We start from the raw sequence: 22,086 nt of genomic DNA on the forward strand, positions 1-22,086 counted from the left end.
AATGCGAGAGGTGGCGTCAGCGGGGACCTGCAGCCGGTGCCGTCGATCAGCGGCAGGTTCAACGTGCGTCCGGCCGCCGTCGAAAGCTGCGCGGGCCAGGAGGCCAGCTGGTTCGCCGCAATGAGACCGTCGCCCTGGACGCCGGCGCTGACACTCGTACCGATGGCGAAGTACCTCTGAAAGACGCCGCGCCCTTCGGACAGGTTCTCGTCGACCCTGGTCGGACCGATGATCGGGTCGGACGTACAGGCCGTGGTCGCCGCCACGACGACGGAGATGAAGGCGAGGATCGAGCGACTGAAGTGGTGCCTGACATGGGTGGGCTGCGAGCGAGAGTGGGTGGGTAGGGGTGGGATGTCCAACGCCCCCGACTCTACGCTTGCCTCGCGGAACGGACGATACGTCGCGTGACGTAGCGCGCCGGTGTTTCACACTTACGAATGACGTAAGTGTTCGTAGAAATCAGTTGTCAGATGAGGATCGCTTGTGCTCGGGCCGCGAGTATGGCTAGCGCGCGCCGGAGACCCGTGCCACGGGCGCCGGAGTGCCCTCGACCGACTCCTCGTCGGCGACGTCGAGCCGCTCGTCGTGGCTGATCCGATCGCGGAGCCGCACGGCCCGGCCGATCAGATACGGCACGGCCGTGACCACCACGTTGGGCCGGAAGAGAAACGCCGTCCGGATGAAGAGCGCGGTCTTGTTGTGCAGCAGGTGACCGAGCCAGCTGCGCGGGACGATCTCCGGAACGACGAGCGTCACCAGGTCGCCCTCTCCCCGCTCGATCAGTCCATTCACGTAGTCGACGAGCGGGCGCAGCACGGATCGATAGGGCGACGCGAGGACCACGAGCTGGACCCCGATGTCCCATTCATCCCACCGCCGCCGCAATTCGGCCGACGTGTCGGGATCCACTTCGACGTAGATCGCGCGAACGTCCTCCGAGATCGTCGTCGCGTAGACCAGCGCTCCGGCCGCCGGCTTCGTGATGCCGTTCACCGGGACGAGCACGGTGTGGTGCAGAAACATCAACGGCGCCTGTCCGTTGTAGGCGACCTCGCGGGCGAAGTGCTCGTAGTGACGATGGATCCGCACCAGCACGTAGATGATCAGCGGAATGATCAGCACCACGATCCACGCGCCTTCCGTGAACTTCGTCGCCACCTGGATGAGCGACACCACCGCGGTGGCAACGGCGCCGAGTCCGTTGAGCGCGGCGCGCCACTTCCACCCGGGCGCGCGGCTCCGCACCCAGTGCATCACCATCCCCGCCTGCGAAAGCGTGAAGCACACGAACACACCGATGGCGTAGAGCGGAATCAACGCGCTCGTCTGACCGCGAAATGCCCAGATCAGCGCGGCCGCGACCGCGGCGAGGGCGATGATGCCGTTCGAGAACGCCAGACGATCCCCTCGCGCGGCGAACTGACGCGGCATGTACCGGTCTCGCGCGAGAATGCTCGACAGCCGCGGGAAATCGGCGAACGCCGTGTTGGCCGCCAGCACGAGGATCGCGAACGTTGCGTATTGGAACGCGTAGTAGACGATACCGGCGCCGAACACGTGGCGAGCGATCTGCGACAGCACCGTCTCGCTTGCCGACGGCATCACCGCGAAATGATGCGCCAAGCCGCTCACGCCGAGGAACGACACGGCGAGGATCGCGGCCATCCATCCCAGTGTGGTCGCCGCGTTCTTCGCGCTCGGCTGCTTGAACGCGCCGACGCCATTCGAGATCGCTTCGGTCCCCGTCATCGCCGAACATCCTTCGGCGAACCCGCGAAGCACGAGAAAGGCCAGCGCGAATCCGACCGGACCCGGCACCGACGGTGGCCGAGCCGGCGCACCGCCGGCTGCGTCTCCGACAAACGCCGCGATGATGCCTTGGACGATCAGCCCCAACATCATCACGACGAAGACGTACGTCGGAATACTGAACGCGATGCCCGACTCGCGCACGCCGCGAAGATTCACGAGCATCAACAGCAGCACCGCGCCCACGCCCAGCGCGACGGTGTGGGGCAACAGGCGCGGATACGCCGACGTGATGGCCGCGACGCCGCCAGATATGGATACCGACACCGTGAGGATGTAGTCGGTGAGCAGCGCGGCGGCGGCGATCAGGCCGGGCATCGTCCCGAGATTGTCCTTGGCGACGGTGTAGGACCCGCCGCCTCCCGGATACGCAAAGATCGTTTGCCGGTACGAAAGGGCGACGAGCACGAGCAGCCCGACGATCACCGCCGAAATCGGCACGACGTAAGAGAGCGCCGCGCCGCCAAGGACGGCGAGGACGATGAGCGATTGTTCCGTCGCGTAGGCGACGGAAGAGATGGCGTCGGAAGAGAGGACGGCGAGCGCCGTGCGCTTATTCAGCCGCTCGTGCTCGAGGCGGTCCGAAGCGAGGGGTCTGCCAAATAGAACTCGCTTGAGACGACCAAACGGCGTCGGGACGGAATGGACGGGTGATACCACAGCACCGTGATCTTACGACCTCACGCGTAAAGACCGCGTGAAGACCGCCCCGCTTTCCATTAAGATTTCGAGAATCCCCCCTCGCCGTCGCCGTCGAAGGCCGAGCTTGGGATCGCGGGCACGCGGAAGCGGAAAATGCTGCCGCCCCCCGGGCGCTCCTCCAGATCCAGTCCACCGCCTTGGGCCGCCGCAATGCCGCGCGAGATCGACAAACCGAGCCCGGCGCCGCCGACGTCCGGCGCGCCCGACTGCGGACCCGGTCGTCGATAGAACGCCTCGAATATCCGCTCGCGCTCGGCGCGCGGAACACCAGGCCCGCGATCGGCCACCGCGAAGACGAGCCATCGACCGTCCAGCGTCGCCGTCAGATCGATCGGCGTCCCCGGAGGCGAATACTTGGCGGCGTTGTCGATCAGGTTCACGATCGCGCGCAGCGTCTCCGAAAAGTCGAAGGAGCCGAAAAGCAGCGCTTCGCTGGAGTCGGTCGTGACGCGCAGCTCGCGTCCCGCCAACCGACCGGACACCTGCTGCGCGGCGGCGCCGAGCAGGTCCTCGGCTTCGTTCGGCTGGACGTTCGGCGCGGCGACACCGGTCGTGATTCGCGACAGGTCGAGCATCTGAGCCACGAAACGGTTCAGGCGGTCGGCTTCTTCTTCGATGACGTCCGCGCGGTCGTCGCCGCCCGCCGCGATCTCGTGCGCCAGCCCCTTGATCGTCGTGAGCGGCGTGCGGAGATCGTGCGACACCGACGCCAGCACGGCGTCCTTCGCGCGATGAGCTTCCTGCAGCGTTTGCGCACGTTCCGCATCGGCGACGAGGCGCACTCGCTCGAGGCCAAGCGCGGCGTAATACGACAACGCGTCGAGGACGCGGATCTGCGCGGCGCTCGCCGACAGCCCTTCATTCCTCGCGACGCGAAGCACGCCGACGGTTCGGCCGCGCGCCTGCAGCGGTCGAATGAACGCGCGCACCGCCGGGTGCGCGCCGTCACCTTGGACGATGAGCTCCGCGGAGGCATCCGCGGTCGAGCTGCCGTCCACGAACTCGGCGGCTGGGCGTCCCTCGCGCACGGCCGACTCGACCAGCTTTTCGTCGATCGGTTGTCGCTTGGCCGGCTCGCTCGACTCGGCGGCCAGCCGCACCCCGCGCGACTCGGCGTCCGCCGCGTACACACCGCATCGATCGAGCGAGAGCGACGTGCGAATCACCGACGCGATTGCGACGAGCGCGTCCTCGGCGCGAGCGGTGCTCAGCGTCTCCGCACCGAGCGACGCGAGCCGGTCGATCTCGACGGCGCGTTGTCGCGCCGCCGCGGCTTCCGCCTGCGCGCGGTAAAGCAGTTGCGCCGACAACACGGCGGTCGCGAGGAACGCGAGCAGAACGAACCAGTTGAGCGGATCCTGGATCGTGAACGTTCCGAACGGCGGCAGGAAAAAGTAGTCGAAGCTGAGGAACGCGACGGCCGCGAGCGCCAGGCCCAGCGGTCGCCCGCGCCGGGCACTGCCCCCCTGGACCACGAGCAGGTACCCGAGCGTGATGTACGTGGCGTTGAGATGCGGACGCACGGAGATGAGAAATGCCGTGACGACCACGAGGAGCGCGAACCACGCGACCCATTCGACCCAGGGTCTGGGCGTGGCGCGGCCGTCGCGCGCGTCTTCGGCGGCGTCGCGCGTACGCGAGTTCACGGCTCGGTTTCGAACCGGTACCCGACACCGGGTTCCGTGACGATCAGCTTCGGGCGCACGGGATCCGTCTCGAGCTTGCGTCGAAGGCTGCGCACGTGCACGCGCAGATACTGTTGCATGTCGCCCGACGAATTCCCCCACACCGCGCGGAACAACTGTTGGTGCGTGAGTGTTCGGCCCGCGTGCTTGAGTAACGTGCGCAACAACTCCCACTCGATCTTGGTGAGATGGACGGGTGCGTCCGCTTTCTTGACCGACGGCTTCACGGGATCGATCACGAGGTCGCCGATCGTGATCACCTGCCCGGCGCCGGCGGCCGGCGCGAGACGCGAGCGACGCAGTTGCGCGCGAACACGTGCCTGGAGCTCGCCGGGGCTGAACGGCTTGGTCACGTAGTCGTCGGCACCCGCGTCGAGCAGCGTCACTTTCTCTTGGTCCGAATGCCGCGCTGAGAGGACGATGATCGGCGCTTGCGACCATGAGCGGATCTCTCGGCAGACTTCGACGCCGCCGGCGTCCGGCAGTCCGAGATCGAGGACGATGAGCGCGGGACGCTCCGCCGCCGCGAGGTCGATCGCGTCGCGCGCGTTCGACGCCTCGATCACTCGCGTGTTGTCCGACGCGAGTGCATTGCGCACGACCCGACGAATCTGCGGTTCGTCATCGACCACGAGCACGACGTCGTTAGCCATGCCTTGAAGTCTGCCGACGTCGCAAACGCGCTGCAACGATTGGGTGGACGGGTCGACGGGTGGACAGGTGGACGGGACCGCTGAGGACCCAATCCCAAATGACTGACGTCAGGCGCTGAAGTAAGACGGACGATCTTCTCGCGGCCCACCTGTCCACCTGTCCACCTGTCACCGTTAACGGCAACGCCCCCTCGATCGTCCCACCAACCGGGGGCGCGGGTGCGATCGATCGGCCCGTGACATGGCGCACAACCCACTCGCTCCACCGATGGAGGAAGCGTATGAAGATGCTTTTGTTGGCGGCCGGGCTCACCGGCACGATGGCGTTCACGCCGGCGACGATCGAACCCCACCCGCACATTCGCAGCGCCGTCGTCGAACTCGAGGCAGCTAAGCAAGAGCTCAAGACCGCGGCCCACGACTTCGGCGGCCACCGCGTCCAAGCGATCAAGGCGATCGACGCGGCGGTTCGTCAGCTCAAGCTCGCCCAGCAGTTCGACAAATAAATCTCCTCGACGGAACCGGCGGCGGGCGTCGCGGCCCGCCGCCGGTTCCGCGTCTCTACGCCTTGCCGTCCGCGACGAACAGTTGGACGAGGTGGACCAGAGTCTCCGTGGTCTTCTCGAGCCCGCGCCGCGAATTGAATTCCAACTTGCTGTGAAAGTTGAAGCCGCCGGTGAAGATGTTGGGGCACGGCAGACCGCGAAACGTGAGCTTCGATCCGTCTGTGCCGCCGCGAATCGGCTTCGTGAACGGTGAGAGACCTGCGCGACGCGCCGCCTCGAGCGCGTTGGCCGTCAGCTCCGGGCGGTTCTTCAGCACCTCTTTCATGTTCTTGTAGTTCTCCTTCACGTCGACCGAGGCGCTGACGCCGGAACAGTGGCGCTCCGTCTCCATGGCGATCTCACGGAGCACGCGCTCCTTCTCCTCGAGGCCCGCGAGCTCGAAATCGCGCAGCAAAACCTTGATGCTCGACTGCTCGACGTCGGCAACGCCCGCGTACGGGTGCACGAAGCCGGCACGGTCCTCGGTCGTCTCGGGCAGCATGTCCTTCGGCATGCGGCCCACGAAATCGCCGAGCGCGTAGATCGAGTTCACCATCACGCCCTTGGCGGTGCCGGGATGTGTATTCTTTCCCCGGAACGTGACCGTCGCCAGCCGCGCGCTCCACGTTTCGTCGCTGATCTCCCCGAGCTCGCCGCCGTCGACCGTGTAGCCGATCTCCGCGCCGAAGTACTCGACGTCGAACTTGTCGATGCCGCTGCCGATCTCCTCGTCGGCGGTGAACCCGACCTTGATGGTCCCGTGCGGAATCTGCGGATTTCGCAGGAGCGTGTCGGCGAGCGTCATGATCGCGGCGACGCCGGCCTTGTCGTCTGAACCAAGCAGCGTCGTGCCGTCGGTGGTGATGATGTCGTCGCCAATCATGTCGGCGAGCGCCGGGTTCTGCGCCACGGTCAGCACCTGCGACGTGTCACCCGGCAGCGTGATGTCGCCACCCCGATAATTCGCGTGAATCGTCGGCCTGACGCCCGTTCCGCTCACGGCCGGCGACGTGTCGACGTGGGCGAGCAGGCCGAGCACCGGCGTCGATTTCGCCCGGGCTTCGGGGACGGACGCCGGAATCGTCGCGTAGACCATGCAGTGGTCGCTCACCGACACGTCGCTCGCCCCGAGCGACGTGAGCTCTTCGACGAGGAGCTTGGCCAGCGTCCATTGGCTGGGCGTGCTGGGCGTGGTGGACGCGTCTTCGCGCGATTGCGTGTCGACGCGGACATAACGAAGGAATCGGTCGACGACGGATTCTTTGGGCGGCGCGAGAGGATGTTCGCTCATGGTGCTCAAGAGCTACGCGGAGCGTTCGGCGGAATCAACCCTCGTTACCTTGCGAGCCATGGACGTCATCGAAGCCATCCGAGCCCGGCGCTCGATCAAACGGTTCAGACCATCGCCGGTGACCCGCGAGCAGATCGAAACGCTGCTCGACGTCGCAACACTCGCCCCGAACCACCGGCTCACGCAGCCCTGGCGCTTCTACGTCCTCGGCCCGGCCGCGAGGCACGCGTACGGCATGGCGCTCGGCGAGCGAAAAGCTCGCAAGCAGCCGGATCCCGAGAGCGGCCGCGCAGTCAAAGAAGCGGTGGCGCGCGAACACTTCGAGCTCCCCGCGATGATCGCCGTCGCCGTCGTGCAGAGCGACGACCCCGAGGTTGCGAAGGAGGACTACGCCGCTGCGATGATGGCCGTGCTGAACCTCTCACTCGGCGCGATCGACCTGGGGCTCGGCACACACATCAAAACGGGCGGCGTGATGGACGACGCCGCCGCCCGCTCCGCCGCCGGGGTGCACGACAGCGAGAAGATCGTCGCGATCGTGAACGTCGGCACGCCAGCAGAGGTGCCGCCCGGGAAGCGTAGGACTCCGGCCGGAGAACTCACCACTTGGCGAGACTGAAGGGGTAGGCCGGTAGGCCGGTAGGCCGAAAACCAGTAGGCCGGTAGGCCGCACAACTTCCTAGTTGAGCCGAGACCGCAAACTCGAGATCAGACGCGACAGCATTTTCTTAGAGTCTGTCGCTTTGGCGTGCAGGGCGGTCAACTCATTCGGATCGCCGAAGCTAAGTTGCTGCGCCAGCTCGATCTGAAACTGGAGTTCAGCGGCTGAACCAATCGCCTGGTGCAAAAAGACGAGAAACGCTCGGTTGGTGACTCGATAGCAGCCCTCGACGACATTCGACCCGATGGAGACAGAGGCGCGGCGCATCTGAGCGGTCAATCCGAACCGCTCTGAAGTCGGGAATCGCGCGGTGACGCGGTACGTCGCAATCACGAGTTCGCGCGCCTCGGCCGTAACTCGGAGATCGTCAGGATTTCGCATGGCCAATACTGACTTCGGGGGCCCCGAAACCGCGGATCATTCCATTGCGACTGTACCATTCGAACGCAGCACGCCGTTAATGTTCCCCGGCCTACCGGCCTACCGGCCTACCGGCCTACCGTCCTACCGGCCCCCCGGCCCTACCACCCTACCGCCCTATCCGATCAAACGGCTCATTCCCAATCGCATAGTCCTTCCAGCCGTTGAAATCGAAGTGCCACCACTCCGTGGGATTCACGGTGAACCCCTGTTCTTCCATCGCTCGGCGAAGCAGGGTGCGATGCCAGCGTTCGAGTGACGTTCCGCCGGGATAGTCGGCGTACGCGCGATCGGTGCTCTCGTCGTAGGTGCTCGGCATGTCGACGGAGCGGCCGGTCGACAAGCGATAGAGTGTGAGGTCCACGGCCGATCCGCGATTGTGCTTCGAGCCTTCGGTGGGATTGGCGACGAGCCAGCGCTTTTCGGCGGGCGTCGCGTCCCAGAACATCTTGGTCACGTACCATGGGCGATACGCATCGTGGATCAGCAAACCGTAGCCGAGCGGTTCGAGCGAGCGATGGGCGCGGGCGACCGCCTCGGCGGCGGGGCGCTGCATGAACGCGCGCGGTTGGTCGTAAAAGCGGGTGCCGAGGAAATTGTTCGTCGTCGCATAGCGGATCTCGAGCTTGATGCCCGGTTCCAGCGTCGTGAGCTCGATGAGATCCGACTTCTTGAAGTTGCCTGATTCACGCGGCGGCGACGCGGCCAACGCTTCGACGCGGAGTTGCTCGACGGGCCGCACGGGCGTGACGCGGAGCTGGTTCGTGCCCTCGGCCGGCTCGATGTCACGACGAGGAAATCCTTCGCCGCCGGCGACGAGCACGCGAGCGCGATCGCCGCGGCCAACAACGAACGAAATCGTCGAAACGCGACGACCGAGCACGCGCTCCGCGTTCCCCGACGCGACCGTGAACTCGGTCGCGCCGCGTTCGACGAGGCGCAGCGCGTGATGGTTCGTGTCCGCGATCCACAACTCGCCGGCGTCCTCGAGCACGAGCCGCATGCCCGCCGGCGCGTCGTACTCTCCGATCAACCCGCGCCAGCGCGCCGGCGCGGCAGGAGGCGCGGGCGGCATCTCGAGCGCGCGTCGAGCCGCGGCGCGTGGATTGACCGGGCCGCGCACCGCGGGCGTGCACGCGACGAGCGATGCGGCCGCGGCGGCCAATGCGTACACGCGAGGCGAATGCACCGAACGCGACATCGTGAGAATTCTCCGACGTGAGAGTCGATTCCCGGACGCGTTCAAGCTACGGATTGATCCGCTGAGTGGGTAGCGGAACGCCCATGTCCTTTAGCGGCGCGTCGACCTGTCGATCTCGAGGCGCAGCAGCTCGGGACGATGATAGTGTCCGCTCACGTCGAGCGTCATTCGCTCTTCACGCACTCGACCAAGGTCGATGTCGCTCACGATCAACCCGGGGCGATCGAAGCATGGCTCGACCAGGTATCGGCCGTCGGGGCCGATGACCGCGCTGCCGCCGCGGAGCACCCAATCGTCGGGCGATCGAACCTTGGACGCGTGGGGCTCGAGCTCGGGCGGCAGCGCCGACGCTCGCATCAGCGAGGCCGCGGCGAGCACGAAACAGCGCCCCTCGAACGCGTAGTGGCGACTCGCGACTTGCAGCATCTCGTGCGCAGTCGGCCAGAGCGCGACGTGAATGTCTTCGCCGGAATCGTGCATCGCCTGCCGCGCGAGCGGCATCCAGTGCTCCCAGCAAACCAGTGCGCCGACGCGTCCAACCTTTGTTTCAACTGAAGTGAGACCGGCCGCGTCGCCGAGTCCCCACACCATTCGCTCGGTGTACGTCGGCACGAGCTTGCGGTGGTGATTCACGAGCCGGCCGTCGGCGTCGAACGTCAGCACGGTGTTGTAGAGCGTGCCGTGGGCCGGCCCGGAGTCGATTCGCTCGGTGACACCGACGACGAGAACGACGGCGGCCTCCTTCGCCGCGGCGCCGAGCGCGTCGGTGACCGGTCCGGGGACCACGACGCTCTCCTCGGCCATCCGGCGGAACACGCGCTTGACCGGCTCGTGATCCCAGAGCGCGACATCGCGGCAGACGTCGAGCCACACGGGGTAGCCCGGCAGCCAGGTCTCGGGAAATACGACGAGCGAGGCCTCCGCGTCGCTGGCTTCGCGAATCAGGCGACGCGTCGCGTTCAGACCGGCGTCGAGCGACGGTTGCACCTCGGCCTGCGCGATGGCGACTCTAGTCATGCCGCGAAGTTACGCGCAACGCCAACGCGGCAACACTTCCCGCGCGCGACCGGGTCGCCGGGGACCGGGATACCGGAACGGCGTGACGCGTCGACTGCGTTCCGCAGTTCCGGTATCCCGATGCCCGGTTGCCCGGTATCCCGATTTCAGTCTCGCCTAGCGTCCGGGCTTCGAGTGCACGGCGAAGACGGCGCCCTGCGGATCGGTCAGCACGGCGATGCGATCGCCGCCAGGAACTTCCATCGGTCCGGAAAGCAGCGTCGCACCCGCCTCTTTCGCGCGCTCGGCGGCGGCGTCTGCGCTGTCGGCGACCGACACATAGTGCAACCAGTACGGCTGCGCCGGCGTATCGCCCGCCTTGTTCATCACGCCGCCATAGGTGAATCGGTCGCGGCCGAACATCTGGTACACGCCCGCTTCGCCCATGTCGAAGTTTCCCTTCACTTCCCAGCCGAAGAGGTTCTTGTAGAAATCCAGCGCGGCATCGGCGTTCGTCGTTACGAGCTCGTGCCAGGAGAACTCGCGCGGTTGCGGATCGTTCTCGTCGCCGACGGGCGTCGCGCTGGTGATGACGGCGAACGCCACGCCCTGCGGGTCGCGCAGGATGCCGAAGCGCCCGACGTTCTCCACCGTGTTCGCCGGCACGATGATCGACGCGCCCAGCGCCTGCGCCTTGGCGATCGTGTCGTCGACGTTCGGCACTTCGATGTACGCGAGCCAGTTCGGCGGCGCGCCCATGTCGGCGGCTTCCTTCGTCAGCTCCATCAGTCCGCCGATCGGCCGCTCATCGGCCATGAACAGCGAGTAGTCGACAGTGGTGGCGTCGAACTTCGTCGTGGTCCAGCCCACGACTTTTCCGTAGAAATCCTTTGCCGCGTCCGTATTCGGCGTCATGAGCTCGTGCCAGACGTAGCGGCCGCGCGTGGTGCTGGTGGTCGAAGTGTCGTCAGCCATTGGAGCCTCCCCCATCGAACATGAATCGGTGAGCATACGGGTGGGCGATGAACCTGCGCCGGTTCACGGCCGGCATCAATCCTACCTTGCAAAACGATTTCAAATCGAGGTCGACCCGCTACAGGGGCGGCCGGCCGGGCGTTGCTAGCAGGCTCGGCCGCAACAATGGACCCTGGCGTGAATCCGCGAGTACGAGCACAAAGACAATCGAGGGCTGGTCGCCCACATGTCTCGGCGCCGCTCCTTGATCATTTCACAGGATGGAGTTGTCATGAGAAACTTTTCAATTCTCGCGGCGCTGGCGGTCTCACTGGCCGGTGCCCAGGCGGTTCACGCGCAGGCTCCTCGCGACTCGACGGCACACCGTTGGGGTGGTCGTGGAGGGCGCGGTGGTCCCGGCGGGCCCGGGATGATGGAGCACGCGCTGCTCAAGAACATCACGCTGACCGACGCCCAGAAGGCGAAGCTCGCCGAGGTCCAAAAGACCGAACGGGCATCGATGGCGACCGACAGCGGCGCGAGGCGCGCCGATTTCGACGCCATGCGCAAGGCGCGTCAGTCGGGTGACACGGCGACGGCCCGTCGCTTGATGGCGGAGCAGCGGACGAAGATGGAGCAGCAGTTCACGGCGCACAGCACCGCGGTCCGCGCGATCCTCACGCCGGATCAACAGAAGCAGTTCGACGCCAATGTCGCCGAGATGAAATCGCACCGCCGCGAGTTCGGCGCGGGGCGCGAGCACGGCCAGAAGCACACCAAGCCGGCGCCCGCTTCCTGAGCGCTGTTACCGCCGCGCTTCGTTAGCGCGACGTGCGGGGTACGCCGTCCGGTTTTTTCTCAGCCGGACGGCCAACCTGCAGCAGTCCGTGCATGTCGCCGTCGTCCAGGTGCACCAGGAAGACATCGTCCTTCGGTTTCTGGATGCCGAAGTCGAACGTCAGATCCGCGACTTCGCTCGGCAGATAGACGTGCAACCGTCCGTCGGTGACGGACACCGAATCGGATGTCACGACGCGCCGCAACTGTCGCATCGTGATGCTCGCGCGATAACCGCTGTCGCGGCGCGCGATGACGAGGGTGGCCGTCATGACCTCGGCTCGCGGCTGGAACGTGAGCGTGTACGTCCCAACCGGATTCTCTCCCTGCAACGCGCAACAGAACGCGATCGCCAAGAACGTGTGCACGGTCAACCTCCGCGCGGCGTCAATCTGATGTGCACGCGGTCGCGTGCTCGAAAAAGCAGGCCGGCGTAACCGCTGAGCATCGCCGTCTGCGTGGTGGTGAGAATCTCCGGCAGCGAGCGTTGGATCTCGGTCCGACTGATTTCCCAGAGATCATCGGTCGTCTCATCGACGCGGCGCGATGCGGCTGACGCGTCGTAGCGCTCGGGCAATCCCGCGAGATACACGCCCAGGTCGGCCCACGCTGCGTCAACGCGCATTCGATAGCGAGAATCAACCGCCCGCAGCTGATTCACTTCGTCCGTCGACAGGATCAGCGAATCGGATTGCTGCAGCAGCTCGGCGAACGGGTCGGGAATCGTCGTCGCAAATCGCCGTGCGAGCTCGGTCCCGGACAGCTTGGTCCCGGGTCGTCCGTCGCGGCCGAGGCTCAGCCAGCGGTCGAGCAACTGGTCCGACAACGCGGGCGCGATGTCGATGCCGACGTCCAGCGTCACCCGAAACGGAGCGCGGAGCGTCGTACTGGTCGCGCGCGTGTTTCCGAACCGCTCGTTGACGGCGTAGATGAAGCGATTCTGCGTCGCGTCGAACCCGCGCACCGTGTACAGCGTCTGGTCCGGCACCGCCGGGCCTCCCCACCCGCGCAGGTTTGACCCGTGGAGCAGTTGATCGAGTCCCGCCAACGGATTCGCGAAATTGAGCACGACGTCGAGCCGATGATTGCGCAGATACTCGGCGCCGAGATGCACGCCGGCGTTCATCTGCGCCGTCCACGGGCCTTCGCAGCTATTGCGACCGGCGGCCCGGCCGATCTGCGACGCCAGGCAATTCGCCACACCCGGCGAAGACGATGCGATCAGCGAACGCAACGCCGGAGAGTCGATGATGAACGAGCGATCATTGGCGAGCCCGTCGCCATTCACGTCGCCGGAGACCAACGGCGTGAACGGCAGTCCGGATTGCGCCCGCCCCGAGAGAAAGATGTTCGCGCGTTGATCGCCGAAGGGCCTGAAGACCGCCTGCACGACGAGCAGATGTCGCGCGTCGAGGTCGCCGCGCGACCACTCTTTCGTGAACGGATCCCCAAACGCCGCGCCGTCGAACCCTCGCTGGCTCGTCCGAGCGTTGGTGAGCGTGTATGACGCGACGACGTCGCCGAAGAACCGCCGCACGTTGTCGGGAATGAACGGCCGGAACGTCATGACCGCTTGCTTGGTGACGCCGTGCAGGTCCGACACGACGCTGACGACACGCCCGAACGAGCTGTCCAGGCGCGCGGCGGTCGGGGACAGCGCACCCGTCGTGCCGACGATGCTGGACGGCGGAACGAAAACCGCGCGCCCCTCGTCGCTCACCGTGAAACGCGATTGCCGGAGAAAGTTGTCGTCGATCGTTCCGGGTTGATTCCTGTTGAGCGACAACACGCCGTCGATGCTGAACACGTTCTTCGCCACACTCGACGCAAACCCCAGGTTCGAGCGCCAACTTCGCGCCGGCCGGTAATTCGGGTCCACGACCTGCACGCTGGGCGCCGCATCGACGAGCGGGCCGCCGCCGCCAACGCACGTCGTGGGAATCGACGCGGGATCGGCCGCGTACCCGCGCCAATCCGGCGTCGGAACGGCCGACCCAACGCACGAGAGCCGAAGCGTCGACCCCGCGAGACCCGTGGATACGGACGGCACGGCCAGCAGCGATGCGTCGACTGCGTTTCGAAACTGCCCGGTCCCGCCGCGAATCGTCGTGCTCGGCGTCGCTTGCCAGGTGAGACCGAGTCGGGGGCTTAAGTCGATGGAGTTCGGCGCGTTGTCGGTGCGCAGAGCGAAGCGGCTGAGGACGGCCGGGTTGAATAGCGGTGTTTCCGTGAACCGATTCGCATCGACGCGCAACCCGTAGATCAATTGAACCGTCGACGCGGCGCGCCACAGATCACCCGCCGAGACGAACGCGTTCCACTCGCCGCCGCGCCTCGTCGGCGACGTGAGCGCGCGCGTGAACGACGCCGGACGATTCGCCGACAGATCGTTCAGCGAGGCGTAGCTGAACGTTCCCAGTTGATTCGCGAACACATCCTGCGCGCTTTCGTCGAACCGCGCATCCGCCGCGAACTTGATCCGATGCGTCGCGTGCGCCTCCGGCGCGAGCTGAAGCTGCCCAAGCGTCTCCCACCGAAAGAGTCGCGAGCGGGTGAGGATCCCGCTGTTCCCGCCGAACTGCAACGTCGAGGCGGTCGATGCCGTGTCGCTTCCTTGTCCGGGTTCGACCAGCGGCGAGACGACGACGGCACGTCCGTCGGGAACCGACAGATAAGGATCGGCCGAGTTCCGCACGACGGTAACGCCACTCTTCAGATCGATGAGCGAGGACTGACTTGGTGTGCTCGTATAGGAGGCCGTGAGCGACGCGATGGCGTTCGAGCTCGACCCGCCGTGGCCGGGCGTAGCGACGGGGCCGAATCCCTGCGCGCCGACGCTCGAAAGCTTCGCGTACGCTTGCAGCCCGTACGTCGTCGGATTGTACGCTCGCTGCGTCCAATCGTACGGCGCATGATCGATGCGTGCGATGAACGAGACGTTCTGATCGACCGCGCCCCCCGGGGTCCCGGCACGATTCGTCGGAATCCCGAGCGTGCCGAGCGCTCGGATCGCCGCCGCGGCCGAGTCGGGCGCGATTCCCGCATGCTCGAGCAGGTCGTCGTCCGCCGACAAGAGCGAGGCCACGTCAGCCGACTTCCGTCCGCCCTGCAATCCGTAGTTGTACGCCCACCCGTCGCGGAGGAGCTGACCGCTTCCGCCCACACTCGCGTTCATGTTCGTGTACCGCTGGCCCGACTGCGCCGAAACCCGATCGGTGTATTGGAGCGACGGCGCGTCGAGCGTCACGTGCGCGCTCCGCTGCGTGAACTGTCCGCCGACGACCAGATCGACCGCCGTCTGCGCGCCGCTGAACCAGCCGTTGGACGGATCGTACGTGGATGCGAGCACGCGAAGGCGCGTCGCCGCATCTCGCGGAACGTCGCTCCCCGCGAACGCCAGCCCGTTCATCGTCACGCTGTTTTGGCCGGGAGGAAGTCCGAAGACCGAGATCCCTCCTTGCGCGAGCGCCACGCCAGGCATCATCGCGGCGATCGCGGTGAGATCACCCGCTTGGTCCGGCGCGAGACGCCGCGCCGTATTCTGCACGAACGTCGTCGCTTCCGTTCCTCCGGCGCCGTAACTGGCCGGATCGCGATCGGGAACGACCCGGCGCGCCTGCGTCACCACCGGATTCAATCGCACGGCATGCGCGAGACGCACGTTGGCGACGAGCACCGAATCGGCAGCGGTCGTTCGTGTCACGTGCACGGTGACCGGCTGAAACCCGTTCGCGCTCACCGCGACCGCGTAGTCACCGGCGCCGTCCGCCCACTCGATGACAAAAGTCCCGCCGGTGTCGGTGACGGTCGTTTTCGCGACGCGATCCGCCGTTCTCGTCACAACGACGCTCGCCGCGCGCACCGCGCGGGCGCTGTCGTCGGTCACGCGGCCGCGCACCACTTCGTGGCGCGACTGCGCGCCCGCAATCGCGGATGAGAATGTCAGCCACATCGGCGCCGCGCGCCACACCCACTTCATTCGCATTGTCCTGAGCGAGTCAGCTCAAGACACGCCGTCACCTCGGCGCGTTAGTGGCGTCGGCAACCTCGGCGCAACGATTCGCCCGCACGATGGCGAAACGCTTGCTCACCACCGCCGTGTCGTAGTGCTGGTCCTGCGTCAACTTCAGATATTTGTCGCGCTGGTCCGGTGTGAGCGCACACAACATCTCGGCGAACATGCCGTTCTCCATATCGGAAACGTGGCGCCGAACCTCCTCGAACTCATTCGTCGCGCGGGGACGCCACCGGCGCGCGATGGCGTGAAGCCGCTCGCGCTCGTCGTTGGTCAGCCCGAGCGTCTCTAGTGGTATCGGAATGCGTTCGGCCTCGACCTCCCCAACCCCTCGCTCTCCTCGGAATGGGGATCGACGAGCCTCCACTCCTCGCGGTTCGATCCGCGGCCAGAGCGCGGCGCCGGCGATCGCTCCGGCGACGAACGTCGCGGTCAATAGCGCGGCGGCTCGAGCTCGATTGTCAGCGGCCATGATTCGCCCCCGCCTCGACTCCAAGCGCTTCGGCGAGATCGGTCACGCCGGGCGGCTGTGACGACCGCGCGATAGCGACCAGACCGGGCGGTACGCCCAGTATCTCGGCCGTCGTCACGCCGGCAGGCTGTGGATTGCGACGAAGTAGCGGAATCGCGCTCATCGCGGCGATCACCGCCGCTGCGGCGAGCGCCGGCCGCGTCCAACTCGACAGATAGTCGGTCACCGCCGGCGCTTGGCCGACTCGAGCCTCGCGAACGATCGCCGAGACGCGATGGGCGAACGACGCGTCCCGCGTCGGGTCGAGCGATGCGAGGTCGACCGGTTCTTCATTCATGTTCATGCTCCTTCGAAGTATTCTGTCCAAGCGCCTCGCGCAACCGCCGGCGAGCGTTGAACAGATGTTGCCGAGACATTCCTTCGGACGTGCCGATCGCCGCGGCGATGTCGGCGTGCGTCCAACCATCCAGATCGTGCAGGAGAACGACCTCGCGCTGCGTCGCCGAGAGCACGGTCAGCGCGGCCTCCAATCGACCACGCAGGTCCGCCACCTCCGCATCTCTCGCCGGATCCTCTCGCGCTGCCACGGTTTGCGGCTCGAGCGGCGTGGCCCGCCGCAGGATCCCTCGGCTGACCATGTTGCGCGCTCGGTTGCGAACGATCGCGCCGAGCCAGAACGCGAACCGTTCGCGATCGCGGCACTCGGCCAAGCGCTCCGCGGCCCGCAGAAACGCGTCGTGGCACGCGTCCTCCGCGTCGGCGCGGCTTCCGGTCTGCGCGAGCGCGATCGAGAACGCCGTCCGATAGTGTCTTCGGACGAGCGCGTCGAGCGCGGTCGCGTCGCCGCCAAGCGCGCGCGAGATCAGCTCAGTATCGGACGGCGTGCCGGTGGCCACCACGACGAGACACGCGGGCACGCTCGTGCGTTAGTCCGGCCCGGAACCGAGTCGAACCCCTGAGGCCGCCTCTCGCGATCAGGACGCTGTCGTCCCGTTCGCTTGCCCCAACCTGCCCGGCGAGAATTCGAGACCCAACTCGTCGCACCACACGCGAACAGCGGAGACGATCCATGTACCTCGTGCGCGAAATTTTCTACTGCAAGCCCGGCAAGGTGAAGCCGATGGTCGAGAAGCTTCTGGCGATGAACGCCATCAGCAAGCGGGCGGGCATGCCGAACATGCGGATCATGACCGACGTCTCCGCCGAGCAGTACTGGACGGTCGTCGGTGAAATGGAGGTCGCGAGCCTCGAGGCATTCGAGAAGATGATGTTGTCGCCTCCTTCCTCGGACGCCGACCAGAAGGAATTCGAGAAGATCATGGCCGGCTACCACGACCTCATCGACTCCGGACGCCGAGAGATCTACAAGCTCGAGGGATAGCGACGAAAAAAAACGCCCGCCGCGTAAACGGCGGGCGGTGTCGATTCGACGGCCTACTTCGGCTTTGCGATGCCACCGTGACTGGAGCAGGCGCCCTGACCACCTTTGCTCATGGTGCCGTCGGTGCACTTCACCGTCGCGGTCTTGGCGGCCGGCTTGCCAGCGGTCTTCGGCTTGCTCGTATCGGCGGCCTTCGCCGGCTTCGTTTCCGCAGTCTTCGGCTTTCCGGCCGGAGTCGCGGCCTTGGTCTCTCCCTTCGAGGCGGCGGCTTTCTTGACGCCGCCGTGGCTCGAGCACGCACCACGACCCGTAGCGGTCGAAGTGGTTCCGTCGTTGCAGGTCACCGTCGCTTGTTTGGCCTGCGCGCCGGCGACGGACGCGAGACACGCGAGCGCGGCGACCGAGAGAAATGCCGAAAGGCGCGAACGCATAGTGCTCTCCGGGTTGAGGGGGATCCGACGATCCGCCTTGTTCGACCCGGCGCGCGCCGTGCGCGTCACACCAGCTACGTAACGGCTTTGTGTTGCCCGGCCAACGTCTCTTGCGTTGAATCGCCGGTGCGGCCGCGGGGCTCGTAGGTCCCATCGGCACGAAGATCCCACCCCGTGGGGTCGCCGAGGTAGAGCGCGAGGATGTCGTCGAGGCGGCGACGCTGCTCGGCGTCGTCGATCGGGACCAGAACCTCGACGCGTCGCCGAAGATTGCGCGGGCGAAGGTCGGCCGACCCGATGAAGTAGCGCGGCGACCCGCCGTTCGCGAAGCGATAAATGCGCGAATGCTCCAGAAAGCGGCCGACGATCGACGTCACGCGCACCCGTTCGCTGCGGCCTTGAATCCCCGGACGGATCGTGCAGATGCCGCGAACGACGAGGTCGATTTCGACGCCGTCGTTCGACGCGCGGTAGAGTGCGCGGACGACGTCGGGGTCGGAAAGTCCGTTGAGCTTCGCCGTGATCCGGGCCGGACGACCCGCGCGCGCGTGTGCCGCTTCGCGGTCGATCTGCTCGACGATCGCCGGCAACAGATGCTGTGGCGCGACGAGCAGCTCCTGCTTCGGTCTGCGAGGCGGCGCGGAGACGCCCGTCAGCTCGTTGAAGAAATCCGCGACGTCGTCGGCGATCCGCTCGTTCGTCGTAAACAGACTCAGGTCGGTGTACTGCTCACCCGAGCGCGTGTTGTAGTTCCCGGTTCCGATGTGCACGTACCGTCGGAGCGCGCCGCGCTCGCGCCGCACGACGAGGGCGACCTTCGCGTGGTTCTTGAACCCGACGATGCCGCGCACGACGTGGCCGCCGGCCGCCTCGAGCGCTCGCGCCCAAGCCACGTTCACCTCCTCGTCGAACCGCGCCTTGACCTCGACGAACACCGTGACGGACTTTCCCGCCTTCGCCGCCGACAGCAGCGCGTCGGCGATCGCCGACGGATTGCCGACGCGGTACAGGGTGATCTTGATCGCCGCCACGTCGGGGTCGGCCGCTGCTTCGCGCACGAATCGCACGACGGTCTCGCCGAACGAATCGAACGGATGGTGCGCGAGCACGTCCCCGGCACCGAGCGTCGCGAACGCGCGCGCGTCGCCGAAGGGACGGCCGGCCGTGAAGGGCGGGTACGACTTCCTGGCGCGCGGCGAGAGCTCGATTTGCGCGAGTCCGCGCAGATCCAACACCCCGTCGATCTCGTCCACGTCCGGAAGCGGCGCGGCGCCCACGGCCGCCTGCTCGCGCCGCACGTTTTCCAACAACAACGCGCGGACGATCGCCGGCATTCCGCGCTCGACCTCGACCCGGACGGCGATGCCCTGCCCGCGCGACGTCGTCGCGCGCTCGACCTCCTCGAGCAGGTCGTCCGCGTGTTCTTCGTCGAGCTCGATCTCGGCGCTCCGCGTCACGCGAAACGCGTACGCGTGTTCGACGGTCGCGTCGGGGTACAACGCATTGAGGTTGCCGCGAATGACCTCCTCGACGGGCACGATCGTGCGTTCGTCCGGAGTGGCGCCGACCGTGAGAAATCTCGGGAGCGACGTCGGGAGCTCGAGCTCGGCGAACCGCGGAGGTCCGCCCGGGCGCTGGCGGAGAATGAGCGCCATCGAAAGCGTCAGATGCCCGAGGCGTGGGAGAGGATGACCCGGGCTCAGGGTCATCGCGAACGGCGTGAGAAGCGGTTGGATGTCGTCGCGGAAACGATCGGCGAGTACCGCCCGATCGGGCTCCGACAGCGTTTCCCACGTGGCAACGCGCACTCCAGCCGACTCCAGCGCCTGGCGGCACTCATCGAAGCATTGGGCTTGCCGCGCCGAAATCGACGCGACGGCTTCCGAGACCGCCGCGAGCTCCTCCCCCGGAGACAGGCCGTCGTCCGTGCGCTCCGTGGGTTCCCCGCGCGTGGCGGCGAGCAAACCTGCCATGCGCACCATGAAGAACTCGTCGACGTTCGCCGCGACGATCGCGAGGAAACGAAGCCGTTCGCGCAACGGCGTCGCCTCGCTCGCGACGAGCGAGAGCACGCGATGCTGAAACGCCAGGAGACTCAGCTCGGCGTTGAAGAACTCCGGTCCTTCTCCGCCGGACATGGGAATCGGCGCGCGAAGATAGCGGTCGGAGTACGCCGTGCCGCGCGGCACGTCCTCGAGGCGTGCCCACTTGATCGCCAGTTCGGCGCGTTCGTGCGTCGGGACCGCGGAGCGGCGAACGCCGTGCTCTTCTTCCAGCGCGCGCTCGAGCTGGAGCAGGTCTGCCGCGTCGCCCCGCAGCCGGTGAGCGCACATCTGGAAGAATCGCGCGGACGTGCCGTTGCGGCGGACCGTAACGCGATCCAGGTGAACGCTCAGCCGCGGCCGGCGCAGCCAGTCGAGCGACGCGCGGCGCGTGAGCCGGTCGACTTCCAGGTCGACACGCACTTGCAACAAGGCCGGGTCGACGATGCCGCGAATCCGTTTGGAAACGGCCGTCTCGGCGGCCATCGCTGCCGTGACGTCGCCGGCCACGACCCTGGCGTCGACACGGGTTTCGCCCCCGTTGGCCTCGCCGCCGGCGATTCTCAGCGTGAGCGCCGCACCGCCCTTCGCGTCCAACCGCAGCCGGCAGGTGACGCCACGGCGGCGCAGCGAATCGTCGACGGTGTCCAGGTACAGGTCGCGGTGAAGCGACCGGCGCGCGTCACCGGCCGCGATCCCCGGCGGCAGAGGCCCGGACGCGAGCGCGCCGAGCTGGTCTGCCGAGAGCAGCTCGCAACGGAATTCGGTCATGCCGTCATCGCCGCGCCGGCTCCCCCCGTGGGCGCGCCGCTTCGAGTCGGCGAGATGCTCAACGTTTTCCGACGCAGGCCTCGATGATGTCCGATTTCGCGTTCTTCGGGTTGTCGATCGTCTTGTAGAAATCGTCGAAGTACTTGAGCGACTCGCTCACCATGTCCGCCGGAAGCAGCGAGCCGACCTTGTCGTGGTACAGCGCGTAAATCGCGTCCTTCTTCGCGTCGAAGACCGCGAACGCTTTCGAATATTCTTCGTTGGGCACGCAGTATCCGCGGTAAAGCCGGTCGCGAACCACTCTGACTTTTAGCCGCGGATCAACGGTGGCGTACCGAGCGTTCACCAAACCAGCGAAGTCGAAGTCTCTGGCGATCGGGAACGGATCTGTGCCGTCGTTGCGGGCGAACAGCTCCACGTTGTGAAGCCCGGAAATCGACCAGTCGGTGTTGCCGACGAGATACTGGAACAGGGACATCAGCACCATCTTCCCCGCCTGCGTGTCGCCCGGCCCAGCGCCCTTGATGTCCAAGATCTTACCGCCGAGGCGCGCCGACAGACGGCCCGGATCTTCTTGAATGAACGCGTATCGCGTCGTCAACGGCTTGCCGCTCGCGCTGTCGACATACGTCACCTTGAGCGCGCGCACGGCGTGGCTGTCGTGCGTGACCGTCCAATAGATCCGGTAGGCCTGCAGCTCCTGAAGGACGTATCGCTCGTACGTGTCGTCGTCGCGGCAGAAGTTGGTGAGCTTCGGCTTGTTCAGGCCCGAGAAGATCGTCTTCTTCGTGTTGTCCTTCGAGAAGTCGAGCCGGATCGGCGGGAAGTCGCAGTGGTTCAGCCGCCAAATACCGTGCGTCTTGAGCTTGAGCGGCAGCACCTCCGGCGCCGACGCGCCGGGCGGCGTGTAGGTGATCGTTGCGTCGCGCCACGGCGCGGTGTCGTCCTTGTCGCCCCGGATACGCTTGACGTTCAGCGTGAGCGTGATCGGGAGCGGCTCCTCGCTCTCGAAAAACTTGGCGAGCGGCGCCGTGTCGTCGGGCGCGCGATCCGGTTTGTCGGCTTTGACCTTTTTCACCGATCCCTGCTGCTTCTGCGCGACGGCGGGTTGCACCGCGCAAACCGCGGCGCCCAAGCCCAACAACGTGGACACCATCCACAGCCGCCATTGACTGAGTCGATGCTCGATCACGATTTCTCCCTCGCGGATGAGGTAG

21 protein-coding genes are annotated in these 22,086 nt (G+C 66.4%); 4 read left to right on the plus strand and 17 right to left on the minus strand.

Annotated features, from left to right (window positions below):
- The 4 genes from VGQ44_18480 to VGQ44_18495 all read right to left on the minus strand — a co-directional run.
- The coding region (locus VGQ44_18480; protein ID HEV8448827.1) for a hypothetical protein at nt 1-266 on the minus strand (266 nt) is incomplete at its 3' end.
- A gap of 241 nt (nt 267-507) precedes the next feature.
- Nucleotides 508-2,472 carry an APC family permease gene (locus tag VGQ44_18485; GenBank protein HEV8448828.1) on the minus strand — a complete coding sequence of 655 codons (1,965 nt, stop codon included), beginning with the start codon at nt 2,470-2,472 and terminating at the stop codon, nt 508-510.
- Nucleotides 2,473-2,531: 59 nt separating this feature from the next.
- The gene (locus VGQ44_18490; protein HEV8448829.1) at nt 2,532-4,160 is read right to left on the minus strand and encodes an ATP-binding protein; all 1,629 of its coding nucleotides are present in this window, start codon (nt 4,158-4,160) and stop codon (nt 2,532-2,534) included.
- Nucleotides 4,157-4,852, minus strand: coding sequence for a response regulator transcription factor (locus tag VGQ44_18495; GenBank protein ID HEV8448830.1), 696 nt, complete (start codon nt 4,850-4,852; stop codon nt 4,157-4,159). The genes VGQ44_18490 and VGQ44_18495 overlap by 4 nt, the downstream gene beginning before the upstream one ends.
- Nucleotides 4,853-5,133: 281 nt before the next feature.
- On the opposite strand from VGQ44_18495, the gene VGQ44_18500 reads away from it, so the two are divergent.
- A complete protein-coding gene (locus VGQ44_18500; GenBank protein HEV8448831.1) occupies nt 5,134-5,358 on the plus strand; it encodes a hypothetical protein in 225 nt (74 codons plus the stop codon).
- A gap of 55 nt (nt 5,359-5,413) precedes the next feature.
- Here the strand turns inward: VGQ44_18500 and pepT are convergent, their stop codons facing one another.
- On the minus strand, nt 5,414-6,688 hold the full coding sequence (pepT, locus tag VGQ44_18505) for a peptidase T (protein HEV8448832.1): 1,275 nt from the start codon (nt 6,686-6,688) through the stop codon (nt 5,414-5,416).
- A gap of 58 nt (nt 6,689-6,746) precedes the next feature.
- Between pepT and VGQ44_18510 the strand changes: the two genes are divergently transcribed.
- Nucleotides 6,747-7,307 (plus strand): nitroreductase, encoded by a 561-nt coding sequence (locus VGQ44_18510; protein ID HEV8448833.1) that lies wholly within the window; start codon nt 6,747-6,749, stop codon nt 7,305-7,307.
- A gap of 60 nt (nt 7,308-7,367) precedes the next feature.
- Here VGQ44_18510 and VGQ44_18515 read toward each other — a convergent pair whose 3' ends face one another.
- From VGQ44_18515 to VGQ44_18530, 4 genes are all read right to left on the minus strand, one after another.
- Nucleotides 7,368-7,730, minus strand: coding sequence for a four helix bundle protein (locus VGQ44_18515; protein ID HEV8448834.1), 363 nt, complete (start codon nt 7,728-7,730; stop codon nt 7,368-7,370).
- A gap of 148 nt (nt 7,731-7,878) precedes the next feature.
- Complete coding sequence (locus tag VGQ44_18520; GenBank protein ID HEV8448835.1) at nt 7,879-8,970, minus strand: M15 family metallopeptidase; 1,092 nt, start codon at nt 8,968-8,970, stop codon at nt 7,879-7,881.
- A gap of 90 nt (nt 8,971-9,060) precedes the next feature.
- On the minus strand, nt 9,061-9,987 hold the full coding sequence (locus tag VGQ44_18525) for a carbon-nitrogen hydrolase family protein (GenBank protein HEV8448836.1): 927 nt from the start codon (nt 9,985-9,987) through the stop codon (nt 9,061-9,063).
- Between the two features lie 156 nt (nt 9,988-10,143).
- Nucleotides 10,144-10,941, minus strand: a complete 798-nt coding sequence (locus tag VGQ44_18530; protein ID HEV8448837.1) for a VOC family protein — start codon at nt 10,939-10,941, stop codon at nt 10,144-10,146.
- A gap of 271 nt (nt 10,942-11,212) precedes the next feature.
- Between VGQ44_18530 and VGQ44_18535 the strand changes: the two genes are divergently transcribed.
- Nucleotides 11,213-11,719: a Spy/CpxP family protein refolding chaperone gene (locus VGQ44_18535; protein HEV8448838.1), complete on the plus strand. Its 507-nt coding sequence runs from the start codon at nt 11,213-11,215 to the stop codon at nt 11,717-11,719.
- Between the two features lie 22 nt (nt 11,720-11,741).
- On the opposite strand, the gene VGQ44_18540 is transcribed toward VGQ44_18535, so the two are convergent.
- The 5 genes from VGQ44_18540 to VGQ44_18560 are packed head-to-tail and all read right to left on the minus strand — an operon-like array spanning nt 11,742 to nt 17,161.
- Entirely contained in the window at nt 11,742-12,125 is a 384-nt protein-coding gene (locus tag VGQ44_18540; protein ID HEV8448839.1) for a hypothetical protein, read from the minus strand.
- 2 nt (nt 12,126-12,127) lie between these two features.
- Nucleotides 12,128-15,742: a carboxypeptidase regulatory-like domain-containing protein gene (locus VGQ44_18545; GenBank protein ID HEV8448840.1), complete on the minus strand. Its 3,615-nt coding sequence runs from the start codon at nt 15,740-15,742 to the stop codon at nt 12,128-12,130.
- Between the two features lie 31 nt (nt 15,743-15,773).
- Nucleotides 15,774-16,244 (minus strand): hypothetical protein, encoded by a 471-nt coding sequence (locus VGQ44_18550; protein ID HEV8448841.1) that lies wholly within the window; start codon nt 16,242-16,244, stop codon nt 15,774-15,776.
- Nucleotides 16,234-16,581, minus strand: a complete 348-nt coding sequence (locus VGQ44_18555; GenBank protein ID HEV8448842.1) for a hypothetical protein — start codon at nt 16,579-16,581, stop codon at nt 16,234-16,236. Before VGQ44_18555 ends, VGQ44_18550 begins: the two co-directional genes overlap by 11 nt.
- The gene (locus VGQ44_18560) at nt 16,574-17,161 is read right to left on the minus strand and encodes a sigma-70 family RNA polymerase sigma factor (GenBank protein ID HEV8448843.1); all 588 of its coding nucleotides are present in this window, start codon (nt 17,159-17,161) and stop codon (nt 16,574-16,576) included. Before VGQ44_18560 ends, VGQ44_18555 begins: the two co-directional genes overlap by 8 nt.
- Before the next feature lie 152 nt (nt 17,162-17,313).
- Here VGQ44_18560 and VGQ44_18565 point away from each other — a divergent pair, with 152 nt between their 5' ends.
- Nucleotides 17,314-17,625, plus strand: a complete 312-nt coding sequence (locus VGQ44_18565) for a hypothetical protein (protein HEV8448844.1) — start codon at nt 17,314-17,316, stop codon at nt 17,623-17,625.
- A gap of 53 nt (nt 17,626-17,678) precedes the next feature.
- On the opposite strand, the gene VGQ44_18570 is transcribed toward VGQ44_18565, so the two are convergent.
- The 3 genes from VGQ44_18570 to VGQ44_18580 form a co-directional block, all read right to left on the minus strand.
- The gene (locus VGQ44_18570) at nt 17,679-18,056 is read right to left on the minus strand and encodes a hypothetical protein (protein ID HEV8448845.1); all 378 of its coding nucleotides are present in this window, start codon (nt 18,054-18,056) and stop codon (nt 17,679-17,681) included.
- 74 nt (nt 18,057-18,130) lie between these two features.
- Nucleotides 18,131-20,869, minus strand: coding sequence for a polyphosphate kinase 1 (gene ppk1, locus VGQ44_18575; GenBank protein HEV8448846.1), 2,739 nt, complete (start codon nt 20,867-20,869; stop codon nt 18,131-18,133).
- Between the two features lie 58 nt (nt 20,870-20,927).
- Nucleotides 20,928-22,061: a hypothetical protein gene (locus VGQ44_18580; GenBank protein ID HEV8448847.1), complete on the minus strand. Its 1,134-nt coding sequence runs from the start codon at nt 22,059-22,061 to the stop codon at nt 20,928-20,930.
- Nucleotides 22,062-22,086 lie beyond the last annotated feature (25 nt).

It is taken from the genome of Gemmatimonadaceae bacterium (genome assembly GCA_036003045.1).
GTDB lineage: Bacteria > Gemmatimonadota > Gemmatimonadetes > Gemmatimonadales > Gemmatimonadaceae > JAQBQB01.